The following is a 10,502-nucleotide window of genomic DNA, read 5'->3' on the forward strand; positions in this document are numbered from 1 at the left end:
CGGGCATCCCGCCCGCGCTTTTCTTTTCTATCGCCGTCTCCGTGTGCTCCGTTCCTCCGTGGTAAAACAGGAGGCCCGTGTCCATCGCATCCAACGTCGCGGAGCTCAAGCAGCGCATCACGCAAGCCGCCGCGCGCGCGCAGCGCGATCCCGCTGCCGTCCGACTGATGGCCGTCTCGAAAACGTTTCCCGGCGAAGCCATTGCCGAGGCGCACGCCGCCGGACTCCGCCTCTTCGGCGAGAATCGTGTGCAGGAGTTCGCGGGGAAATCCTGGGACGTCCACCGCCTCGCCGGCGCCGAGTTCCACCTCATCGGACACCTCCAGTCCAACAAAGCGCCCCGCGCGCTCGAACTCTTCCACGCCATCGACTCGGTCGATTCGCTCCGCCTCGCCGAAAAACTCAATGGCATGGCTGCGCGCATGCGCAAGCGTGTCCCCATACTGCTCGAGATCAACATCGGAGCCGAGCAGCAGAAGGCCGGTCTCGCGCCGGATTCTCCGGAGCTCGAACAGTTGCTGGCCTCCGCGCCGCGACTCGCCGCACTCGATATCCGCGGATTGATGTCCATCCCACCGCACACCGGCGACCCCGAAGGCGCGCGCCCATACTTCCACCGTCTGCGCGAGCTGCGCGATGCCATCCGCGCCCGCGATCTTCCTTCCGTCGCGATGGAGACGCTCTCCATCGGCATGTCGCACGACTTCGAGGTTGCCATCGAAGAAGGCTCGACGTGTGTGCGCCTCGGCACCGCCATCTTCGGCGCGCGGCCACCACCGTGACCGCTCGCAACTCTCTCGGAGGGGCGCGGCTTCAGCCGCGCCGTAAAACCAACGCGGGCGCAGCGAGCATCCGCTCTGCCCGCCGCGGCGGGGGGCGCGCAGGCGGCGCTATTCAGCCGAAGCGCAGAACAAAAAATGATTCCCATCCACGACGACAAACTCGGCGCCAGCTTCGCCGTCCGCGTCCACCCGCGCGCGAAGAAAGACACCGTCACCGGAATGCTGGGTGACGCCTTAAAGCTCTCGCTCACCGCGCCGCCCAGCGACGGACGCGCCAACCACGCGGCCATCGAATTCTTGGCCGGAGTTTTGCACCTGCCGCGTTCGTCCATTACCATTGCCGCGGGCCAAAGCAGCCGCAACAAGGTGGTGCGCGTCACCGGCATCACGGCTGCTTCGCTCGCGGACCGCATCGCTGCCGCACTCCCCTGAAGTTGGCATTCCGAGGAGCGGAGCGGCGAGGAACCTGCTTCAGCTACTCGCAACTCGGTACTCACCTATGACGCTGAGCGCGCGGCTTGAGGACATCCGCACCGGCTTCGAGCGGCCCTTCTGGGTCGCCAACCTCAGCGAGATCTTCGAACGGCTGTCTTACTACGCCGTCTTCGCCGTCCTGGTGCGCTACCTCAACGAAGCCCTTCAATTCCCCATCGAGGACGCCACCAGGCTCGGCGGCTGGTTCGGCGGCGCCGTCTGGGTGCTCGCCGCCTTCGGTGGCGCCATCGCCGACTGGATGGGTTTTCGTCGCGCGCTCTCGCTCGCCTATTTCATCCTCAGCTGCGCCTACTTCCTCGTCGGCTCCATCGCCGCGCCCTGGCTCGCTCCCGTCCGCAGCATGATGCCGCTCGGCTTCATGGTCGGCCTCATCCTTCTGCTCCCCGCGCTAGGCGTCGCGCTGGTCAAGCCCAGCGTCGTCGGCACGACCGCGCGCGCCTCCAAGCCGAATGTCCGCTCCATCGGATATTCGATCTATTACACGATGGTGAACATCGGTTCCACGCTCGGACCCTTTCTTGCGGGTTGGGCCCACGAGCGCCTGCGGCCGGAGAGCGTCTTTCTCATCGCCGCGGCAAGCGTCTTCCTCATGTTCCTCGCAGTGCTCATCTTCTTCAAGGAGCCGCGCCGCGAAGCGGGCGAGCCCACCGCCACCGTCGGCACCATTTTCCGCAATTTCTTCATCGTGCTGGCCAATCCGCGCTTCATGATCTTCCTCCTCATCTTCAGCGGCTACTGGATCGTCTTCTGGCAGCAATACCTTATCCTGCCCAGCTACATCGTGAAGTACGTCGATCCCAAAGCGAACACCGGCTACATCCTGATCACCGACCCGCTCATCGTCATCTTTTTCACCGTCGCCATCAATGCGTTGACCAGGAAGATCCCTTCGTTTCCCGCCATCACGCTGGGAACGCTCGTCACCTCACTCGCCTGGCTTTTCCTCGCGCTGCGCCCCAGCGTCGTGATGGCCATCGTCGCGCTGGCCGTCGTCGCGCTCGGCGAGATCATCCAATCGCCGCGCTACTACGAGTACATCTCGCGCCTCGCGCCCCCCGGACAGCAAGGCACCTACATGGGCTTCGCCTTCCTCCCCATCGGCATCGGCTCGTTCGTCGGTGGATGGCTCGCCGGCAAGCTCCTCCATCACTACGGCGAGGTGACCCACGAGCCGCACAAGATCTGGTGGATCGTCACCGGCGTTGGCGTGCTCACCGCGCTCGCGCTCTTCATCTACGACCGCATCGTCCAACCGATGAAGCAGGAGCAGGAAAAGGAACTACCCTCGTAGCCGCTCAGCGAAGGCGAGGGGAAGCACCTTGATTTTGCTGCGGTTTTGCTGGCGCAACGCCACTGTCCTATGCAACACTTCCCTCCCCTAACCGCACAATCTGGAGGTTTCCACCATGCGCCGTCTCGCCATCGTCCTCGCCCTGCTCACCGCCGGCAGCTTGGCTTTCGCGCAACAGAAAGTCGCACCCAAGAAAGCGGTGGCCACGCCGCAGACCGCACGCCAGGCGCTCATCGAGATGCTGACCGCGAAATCAGATAAGGCCTTCGAGAAGCATCTGCCGGAAGCGCTGCTCGTCCGCCTCGAAGGCTTCAAGTCCAAGGACGCCAAGACCGGCCAGACCTCGTCGCCGATGAAGACCGCGAACACTGCGCTCGTCACCAGTAAGGACGTCCGTTTCTTCCCCGCCGGCCCCACTTTCCTCACCTACATCGAGCCCAAGACGGCGCAGAAGATCGAGGTCACCATCGATCGCGACGACCTCACCGCCGACGGCAACGATTTCGAGTTCGGCTTCCGTCTCAGCAAAGATGGCAAGGAATCCGTCAGCGCCTTCATCCCCAAAGTGCTCGTCCGGATGAAGCAGGAGGCCGGCGAATGGCGCTTGGCCGAGATCGGATTCGTCGCCAAGCTCCGGCTCGACGATGGCGAAAAACTCGACGAACTGCAGAACTCGGTCATGAGCGGCATGTCGGCCCTGCAGCAGGTCAAGCAGCAATCCAAGCCGCCAGCCAAGGACTAGTTCGCAGCCGCCGCCGCAATGCCCGCTCGTCCCGTGCTTAGCCCAAGCGCGAAAGCGCTGGGTATGCTCGTGCCTAGCCACTGAACCGGCTTCAGCCGAGGCACAGGCATGACGCTTTCCGCTTCCTCCTTTAGAATGATTCCTTCGCTATGGACCTGAGATCCATCCAGCCCGCGCTCGCCGAACGGGGCTTTGACGCCTGGCTCTTCTACGACCATCATCATCGCGATCCCATCGCCTACCGCGTGCTGGGCTTGCCGGAATCGCTGATGGTGACGCGCCGCTGGTATTACGTCATCCCGGCCGCGGGCGAGCCCCGCAAGCTCGTCCATCGCATCGAGGCCGGGCATCTTGACCCGCTCCCCGGCGCGAAGACCGAGTACTCGTCGTGGCAGGAGCAGCAGGAAGGTCTCAAGCAGATGCTCGCGCCCTACAAGAAGATCGCGATGGAATATTCGCCCAACAACGCCATCCCGTACATCGGGCTGGTGGACGCGGGCACCATCGAACTGCTGCGCAGCTTCGGCAAGGATATCGGCAGCTCCGGCGACCTGGTCGCGCGCTTCGAGGCTGCCTGGACAGACGCGCAGATCCAGTCACACTTTGCCGCCCGCGACGCCATCGACAAGATCACGCAGGCGGCCTTCCAGGAGATCGGACGGCGCGTGAGGAATGGCGGCACGCACGAGTACGAGATGCAGCAGTGGATCCTCGAGGCCTTCAAGCGCGAGTCGCTGGTGACGGAAGATTTTCCCATCGTCGGAGTGAACGCCAACAGCGGCAACCCGCACTACGAGCCGACCGCGGCTCGCTCCGCCAGGCTCAAAGAGGGTGACTTCGTCCTGCTCGATATCTGGGCAAAGAAAAACACGCCCGACGCCGTCTACTACGACATCACCTGGACCGGCTTCGTCGGCAAGGCGCCGAGCGACAAGCATCGCGAGATCTTCACCATCGTCGCCGCCGCGCGCGATGCCGGCGTGAAGAAGGTGCAGGAAGCCATCGCGGCCGGCCAGAGACTCCAGGGCTGGCAGGTCGATGACGCCGCGCGCGCGACCATCGCCGCCAAGGGCCTGGCGCAGTACTTCACCCACCGCACCGGACACTCCATCGGCTCGAGCGTCCACGGCAACGGCGCCAATATGGACAACCTCGAGACGCACGACGTCCGCGAGATCATCCCCAACAGTTGCTTTTCCATCGAGCCCGGCATCTATCTGCCCGAGTTCGGCGTGCGTAGCGAGGTCAACGTGCTCGTCCGCAAGGGTTCCGCCGAGGTCACCGGCGCCGTGCAAAAAGAGATCGTGCTGATATAAAGGATTTGAAAGACACGGGTGAAGCCCGCAACTACACGCCGTAAGCTTGCGCGCAGGCCGTTCCGTTCGGCCGAAGCGCAAACGAAATGCCCGACACCGTCGAACAAGCCGCCGCTGAAAAGCACTATCCGATGACCACCATGGCCATCGTCGCGCCCATCGTCGGCTGGCTCATCCCCGGCGGCGGACACCTCATCCAGAAAAGATGGATCCGCGGCGCGCTCCTCATGCTCTCCGTGGTCGCCATGTTCTCGCTCGGTATTTCGATGAACGCCAAGGTCTACCAACCCAACACCGGCGACCTGCTCGAGATCCTCGGCTTCCTCGGGGACGCCGGCGCCGGCGCCCTCTACCTGCTCGCCCGTGCCAAAGACTGGGGCGCGGGCGCCATCAACACCGTCACCGCGAACTACGGCAGCGTCTTCGTCATCGTCGCCGGCCTGCTCAACATCGTCAGCGCCGTCGACGCCCACGAGATCGCACTCGGGAAGAAACCGTGATGCAATTGAGCCACTTCAGCGCCGCCATCATCTTCGCGCTCTTTGCTTCGACCGTCTTCGGCATCACGCAGCGCTCCACCCCGCGCGACCAGTTCCGCTACGGCGTGAAATGCTTTGCTTACTTTGTGGTGGGAACCTTTATAGGTGCCTGGGTGATGTGGGCCTTAAGACATTGATTTCTTAAGGGACGTCATGCTTCGCGAGTGGCTTCAGCCCAAGCGGAGGATCTGGGGATGGTGGTTTTCCGATCACCCGATCCACCCGGTTTCTTCTAGCCTTCCCAGACAAAAGCATCGAACACGCGGCGGACATCGAACCCCATCCGGCGATACAGTTCCACCGCGCGCGTGTTCCCTTCCGTCACCGTCAGCGAGAGTGCTGCGAACCGGCGCCGCTGCAGGTCGGCGGCCGAGGCCGCGATCAGCGCCTCGCCGATCCCGCGTCCGCGATGCTCCGGCAGCACGCACACTTGTGTGACGTGGCCCACATCGTCTCGCACGCGTGAGCACAGGATCACGCCGATGGCGCTGCGCGTCGCCCGGTCGATGGCCATCAACGAGGATTCCGCATCGAAGACCCCGCAACCCGGAAAGCGCACGATGTTGTTCAGGAAGCGCAGCGAGCCGGGCACCGTCCGATACTGATCGTTGATCTCGGAATCAATGTGGGTGCGATATGCCGCCGTGATCACGGCGGCGGCGGATTGGAAATCCTGTTCCGACCAGCGCCGGACCTCGATGCCGGGCAACTCCCGCTGCGCCAGCCCATTCGTGCTCGCTTGCGGTCCGGCAAGGGGAAGTGACATGAACAACCGCGCATGGCGCGCAAAACCTTCCCGCAGGAACGGCTGCGCCACGTCGCCCGCCTCGTGCACCAGCAACTGTGCCTCGATGCGATGCACCCCGGGAGAACTCTGCAGCGTTTCGATCACGTGCGTCAGCAGCTTTTGCTCCGTTGCCAGCTGGCGCTGCTCGCCGAAGGTGTCGTCCACGAACAGGTCGCCGATCACGCCCTTCGCGCCTTCATAGACGAAGAACGAGTAACCGTGGATCACTCCCGCATCTACCGCGGCGAATCCCGGCAGGATCCGGGCATCGAGGTAGCGCAGGATCATCTCTACCGACGCGCGATAATCCCAGTTGAGCGTGCGCGCCCACAACTCTGCCTCGCGCTCGAGTAGTCCGCGCAGTTCAGCCGACGTGAAATGCCTGAGGTCGAGGATCTCCATCGCGAGTCCGGGAGCCGTGGGGCGGTGCTGCAGGCTGCGGCGGGCCGTCGTTGCCATCCGGACAGTCTATTCACCGCGCATCCGATTGCAAGCGCCGGCCCCGCCCGAACCATCCCATGCAACTACTGGGATGAGCCTCCCCACTTGACGCGCGAGGTGGGGCTGGATTTGTAGCCCCGCTTGCCCCCGAGCGGGGGCTTCGACTCGGCAGCTCCTAATGATGCATGGAAGCCGGACTCACCCAATAGAACACCAGCTTCTGCGGCGCGTACTCTCCCACTTTGGAGACGCGCCGTCCGCCCACCAGCTGTGACAACTCTTCTTCCATGCCCGCCGGCGCGATCACCATGTGATCACCGCTCGGGATCCCCGCCGGCTGGTCGAAGTATGTGGGCTGGTACCAGGTGATGACTTGCCCGCGATAAAACGCCATCCCATACCCGGCTTCGCGCCGCGATTTGTAGATAGCCAGCTGCGAGCTGCGATGATCGATGGCGTCGAGCGCCAGCGCCGCCTGGCGGTACGAGACTTTCGCATCCAGCACGGGCGCGGCCAGCCGCAGCAGGAAAGCCAGCAACACCAGCACCGGCACCAGCGTGACGAAGCGCAGCAAGCGCAGTCCGCGGACGTACACCGTCCACGCCACCGCAACGAACACGATTGCCGCCAGCACGCCGGCGGTGATGCGCGGCGCGTTCCCCGGCTGTGCCAACGCGTACGGCACCAGCAGCACGCCCGCAAACATCAGGGCCAACACGCCCGCATGCAGCGTCAGCAGGCCAAAGTCCGGCTTCGCCCCGCGTTTGCGCTCTACGTAGTCTGCGACCAGCAGTGTGCACGCCGGCAGTGCCGGCAGGATGTACCCCGGCAGCTTCGACTGCGCGATCGAGAAGAATCCCAGCACCGCGAATATCCAGATCAGCAGGAACTGCTGCAACAACGGAGTCGTTGCCCGCTCACCGCCGCCGCCCACGCCCAGCGGAGCCGTTGCCCACTCGCCCGCAAGCGAGCGCCAGGCTCGCCGCGCCGCATCCACCACCGCCGCCAACCAATACACCGTCCAGGGCAGCGTCCCGATCAGCACGACGGGCACGTAATACCAGAACGGCTGGTGATGCTGATACACGTTCGTCGCAAAACGCGCGAGGTTGTGTTCCAGGATGAACGCGCGGAAGAACTGCGGATTGCGTGACTGGACGACCACATACCACGGCAGCGCGACCCCGAGGAACAGCAGGATGCCCGGCGGCCAGAGGGTCCGCAGGACCGTCCGCGGCTCGCGCCGCAACAACGCAAATAGCACAACGATCAGTCCAGCCAGCGCCGGCGCTACCGGCCCCTTGGCCAGCATCCCGACGGCAGCGAAGAAGTAGAACGCCAGCAGCCAAACCTTTTTGTCCTCCGCGGCGGTCAGCGTCAACCGCCACGCCATCCACGCCAGCATCGCCAGCGTGAAGCTCGCGGCGAGCAGCATGTCCGGCCCGGCGCTGCGCCCGAATCCGATCAGCGCCACCGACGACGCCGTCATCAACGCACCGTCGAGTTCAGCCCCTCTTGCAAACCGCCGCAAGAAGAAATACACCCCGAACACCGCTGCCGTGGCAAAGGTCGCCGCCGGCAGCCGCGCTGCCCAGTCGCTCGCGCCGAAAAGTTTGAAAGAGACGATCGCCGACCAGTAATAAAGGATCGGCTTCTCGAACCACGGATGCCCGTAGAGTGTGGGGGTGACCCAATCGCGGCGCGCGAGCATCTCGCGGGCGATCTGCGCGTAGCGCGGCTCGTCCGCGCCGGTCAGTCCGATCGCCGCCGCGCCGAAATACTGCAGGAACGCGCAGAACCCCGCGACGGTCGCCACTTCGATCAGGAGATTGCGCCGGTCGTTCAACGCAAAAAGTGTATCAGGCCGGCTACTGTGGGCTGGGGGCCGCCGATTGCCCACCCCGCATCGCCCGCACCAGCGCCACCAGGCTCACGATCGTCCACGTCACTTCCATGATCGCGAACCCCACCTGCAACGGACGCAGCGCGATCCACGCCAATATCGCCGCGCCCGCCGCGTTCAACAGGTTGTAAGTCGCGCGCCGCGAATCCATCCAGCGCGCCTGATGCCCGATGTATGCGATCAGGATCAGCGCCGCGCCCACGAACGACTCGATCTGCGTTGCCAGCGATATCTGCATGCTGCCTTTCGGTCAGACCGCCTTGTCTCCCAGCGCGCACCGCAACTGCGCCAGTATCCTTTCACTCGCCGCCGAGAGCGGACCATCGATGGCGCATCCCGACGCGCACGGATGTCCGCCGCCCCCGAACTGCGCCGCTATCTCCGCCACGTCGATGATCCCCTTGGACCGCAGGCTCACGCGGAAGCGTCCGCCTTCGGACTCGCGGAAGAAGGCCGCCGCCTCCACGCCGGCGATGCCAAGCGCGTAATTCACCAGGCCTTCCGCGTCTTCATCCTCGGCTTCGGCGCGGTCGAACTGCTCGCGCGTCACGTGCATCCACGCCAGCGCGTGCTCGCGATGGAGGTTGGCGAGCGCCGCGCCCAGCAAGCGCATCTTCGAGGTCGGAGAAGCGAAGTAGACCTGCTGCGCGATCTCCGCCGGCTTCGCGCCCGCTCGCACCAGCTCGCGCGCAAGTCCGAAAGTCCGCTCGTTCACGCCCTGGAAGCAGAACGATCCCGTATCGGTGAGCACGGCAGCGTAGAGACAGGTGGCCAGCTCGGGCGTGATCTTCACTCCGGCTTTCAGCGCGAGCTTATAGACCAGCTCAGCGGTGGCACACGCGCTCGGATCGATCCAATTGATGTGCGCGAACGGACGCCCGCTCACATGATGATCGATGTTGATGAGGATGCGGTCTTCGAGGCCTTGCAACCGCGTGCGCTCGATCGAGTCGCACTCGAGCAGGATGGCGGTGTCATATTTCCCGTTGACCCTGCTCGCGTGGACGATCTTGTCCGCGTAGGGCAGCCGCTTGTAGATGAACGGCACCTCGTCGGCGAGCACGACCTCGGCCTGCTTGCCGAGCGCGTCGAGCACCTGCCAGCACGCGAGCACCGACCCGACGGCGTCGCCATCCGGACGCGCGTGCGACGTGAGCACGAACCGGTCCGTGCTCTCCACCCGCTCCATCACCGCGTGCAGGCTGCCGATCTGCTCTTCGTGGCCCATCCTCAGCCCCGTTTACGTTTCTCGCGCTCGCGTACTGCTCCGAGCTTTTTTTCGATGATGTCCGAGCGATCGAGGTGGAACATCAGGTCCGGCGCCTTGCGCGCTTGCAGCCGCAGCGCCAGCTCGTGCCGGATGTACCCTTTCGCCGCGCGCAGCGCCTCCAGCGTCTGCTCGGCTTCTTCGTCGGAACCCGCTACCGAGACGTACACGTGCGCCGTCTTCCCTTTTGGCATGAGCTCGACCACGTTCACCGTCACCAGGCCAATACGCGGATCGGCGAGCCCGCCTTCGAGCAGCGCGGTCACTTCCTCACGCACCGTATCCTCGAGCCGCTGGTGATGATGTTGCGCCCCACGATCGAACATTGAGCCTCCCGGCTTGGCCGCCCCTACACCGGCAAAAACCGTCACCACGAAAACCGATGAGGATATCACTTTTCGGAGAGCTCAGTGGGACGCCCACTCCGCACTGCCGCGACTGTTGTGCAGTCTTTTTGTCCGTCTGGAGGCAGGCGACTCGCCCGCCAGCTTTAACGATTGTCATTCCGAGCGAAGCGCGAGGCGAAGCCGAGCGCGAGTCGAGGAACCCCTATCGTAACCATGCTCTCTCGTGCGACGGGGTTCAGTTCTCCCGATCCTCCGATCCCCCGATCACCGAATCAGCCATCCCCCTCAACGAATTCCACGAACGAGTCCACCACGTCCCCACCCGCATTGTTCGCCGCCCGTGCCGCGGCACGCTCGACTTTATCCATCAACCCGCGCAGGTAATCGCGCGAATCGGAGATCGCGACCACGCCGATGGTCGCGCGCTGCCACATCCCTTGCGACTCCGGTTCGAGTTCGGCAACGGACACATTGAACGCCGCGCGCAGCTTATCTTTCACGCTGCGGACGACCTGCCGCTTGTCCTTCAGCGATTGCGCGTGCTCGATCCGGATCTCGAGGGTGAGCGATGCGATGGGCATAAACGATGAGG

Annotated in this window: 13 protein-coding genes; 7 read left to right on the forward strand and 6 right to left on the reverse strand. The window is 64.3% G+C overall.

Features of this window, described 5'->3' with window-relative positions:
- Positions 1 to 77: 77 nt before the first annotated feature.
- From M3P27_12850 to M3P27_12880, 7 genes are all read left to right on the forward strand, one after another.
- Positions 78 to 782: a YggS family pyridoxal phosphate-dependent enzyme gene (locus tag M3P27_12850; GenBank protein MDP9269197.1), complete on the forward strand. Its 705-nt coding sequence runs from the start codon at positions 78 to 80 to the stop codon at positions 780 to 782.
- A 135-nt stretch (positions 783 to 917) separates the two neighbouring features.
- Positions 918 to 1,214, forward strand: a complete 297-nt coding sequence (locus M3P27_12855; protein ID MDP9269198.1) for a DUF167 domain-containing protein — start codon at positions 918 to 920, stop codon at positions 1,212 to 1,214.
- Positions 1,215 to 1,281: 67 nt separating this feature from the next.
- Positions 1,282 to 2,568 (forward strand): MFS transporter, encoded by a 1,287-nt coding sequence (locus M3P27_12860; protein MDP9269199.1) that lies wholly within the window; start codon positions 1,282 to 1,284, stop codon positions 2,566 to 2,568.
- 115 nt (positions 2,569 to 2,683) lie between these two features.
- Complete coding sequence (locus M3P27_12865) at positions 2,684 to 3,310, forward strand: hypothetical protein (protein MDP9269200.1); 627 nt, start codon at positions 2,684 to 2,686, stop codon at positions 3,308 to 3,310.
- 149 nt (positions 3,311 to 3,459) lie between these two features.
- A complete protein-coding gene (locus tag M3P27_12870; protein ID MDP9269201.1) occupies positions 3,460 to 4,626 on the forward strand; it encodes a Xaa-Pro peptidase family protein in 1,167 nt (388 codons plus the stop codon).
- Positions 4,627 to 4,712: 86 nt separating this feature from the next.
- The gene (locus tag M3P27_12875; protein ID MDP9269202.1) at positions 4,713 to 5,126 is read left to right on the forward strand and encodes a hypothetical protein; all 414 of its coding nucleotides are present in this window, start codon (positions 4,713 to 4,715) and stop codon (positions 5,124 to 5,126) included.
- Complete coding sequence (locus tag M3P27_12880; GenBank protein MDP9269203.1) at positions 5,123 to 5,302, forward strand: hypothetical protein; 180 nt, start codon at positions 5,123 to 5,125, stop codon at positions 5,300 to 5,302. The genes M3P27_12875 and M3P27_12880 overlap by 4 nt, the downstream gene beginning before the upstream one ends.
- Before the next feature lie 95 nt (positions 5,303 to 5,397).
- Here M3P27_12880 and M3P27_12885 read toward each other — a convergent pair whose 3' ends face one another.
- From M3P27_12885 to M3P27_12910, 6 genes are all read right to left on the reverse strand, one after another.
- Positions 5,398 to 6,411 carry a GNAT family N-acetyltransferase gene (locus tag M3P27_12885; GenBank protein MDP9269204.1) on the reverse strand — a complete coding sequence of 338 codons (1,014 nt, stop codon included), beginning with the start codon at positions 6,409 to 6,411 and terminating at the stop codon, positions 5,398 to 5,400.
- A gap of 157 nt (positions 6,412 to 6,568) precedes the next feature.
- Positions 6,569 to 8,239 (reverse strand): glycosyltransferase family 39 protein, encoded by a 1,671-nt coding sequence (locus M3P27_12890; GenBank protein MDP9269205.1) that lies wholly within the window; start codon positions 8,237 to 8,239, stop codon positions 6,569 to 6,571.
- Between the two features lie 22 nt (positions 8,240 to 8,261).
- Entirely contained in the window at positions 8,262 to 8,534 is a 273-nt protein-coding gene (locus M3P27_12895; protein ID MDP9269206.1) for a hypothetical protein, read from the reverse strand.
- A gap of 12 nt (positions 8,535 to 8,546) precedes the next feature.
- Positions 8,547 to 9,524, reverse strand: a complete 978-nt coding sequence (locus M3P27_12900; protein MDP9269207.1) for a bifunctional oligoribonuclease/PAP phosphatase NrnA — start codon at positions 9,522 to 9,524, stop codon at positions 8,547 to 8,549.
- Positions 9,525 to 9,526: 2 nt separating this feature from the next.
- Positions 9,527 to 9,889, reverse strand: coding sequence for a 30S ribosome-binding factor RbfA (gene rbfA, locus M3P27_12905; protein ID MDP9269208.1), 363 nt, complete (start codon positions 9,887 to 9,889; stop codon positions 9,527 to 9,529).
- Between the two features lie 293 nt (positions 9,890 to 10,182).
- The gene (locus tag M3P27_12910) at positions 10,183 to 10,491 is read right to left on the reverse strand and encodes a DUF503 domain-containing protein (protein MDP9269209.1); all 309 of its coding nucleotides are present in this window, start codon (positions 10,489 to 10,491) and stop codon (positions 10,183 to 10,185) included.
- Between the last annotated feature and the right edge of the window lie 11 nt (positions 10,492 to 10,502).

The organism is Acidobacteriota bacterium, from assembly GCA_030774055.1.
Lineage (GTDB): Bacteria > Acidobacteriota > Terriglobia > Terriglobales > Acidobacteriaceae > JACPNR01.

Bases quoted from the DNA above. Each gene is read 5' to 3' on its own strand.
- M3P27_12855 (MDP9269198.1), top strand. From the start codon at position 918: ATGATTCCCATCCACGACGACAAACTCGGCGCCAGCTTCGCCGTCCGC.
- M3P27_12860 (MDP9269199.1), top strand. From the start codon at position 1,282: ATGACGCTGAGCGCGCGGCTTGAGGACATCCGCACCGGCTTCGAGCGG.
- M3P27_12865 (MDP9269200.1), top strand. From the start codon at position 2,684: ATGCGCCGTCTCGCCATCGTCCTCGCCCTGCTCACCGCCGGCAGCTTG.
- M3P27_12870 (MDP9269201.1), top strand. From the start codon at position 3,460: ATGGACCTGAGATCCATCCAGCCCGCGCTCGCCGAACGGGGCTTTGAC.
- M3P27_12875 (MDP9269202.1), top strand. From the start codon at position 4,713: ATGCCCGACACCGTCGAACAAGCCGCCGCTGAAAAGCACTATCCGATG.
- M3P27_12885 (MDP9269204.1), bottom strand. From the start codon at position 6,411: ATGGCAACGACGGCCCGCCGCAGCCTGCAGCACCGCCCCACGGCTCCC.
- M3P27_12895 (MDP9269206.1), bottom strand. From the start codon at position 8,534: ATGCAGATATCGCTGGCAACGCAGATCGAGTCGTTCGTGGGCGCGGCG.
- M3P27_12900 (MDP9269207.1), bottom strand. From the start codon at position 9,524: ATGGGCCACGAAGAGCAGATCGGCAGCCTGCACGCGGTGATGGAGCGG.
- rbfA (MDP9269208.1), bottom strand. From the start codon at position 9,889: ATGTTCGATCGTGGGGCGCAACATCATCACCAGCGGCTCGAGGATACG.
- M3P27_12910 (MDP9269209.1), bottom strand. From the start codon at position 10,491: ATGCCCATCGCATCGCTCACCCTCGAGATCCGGATCGAGCACGCGCAA.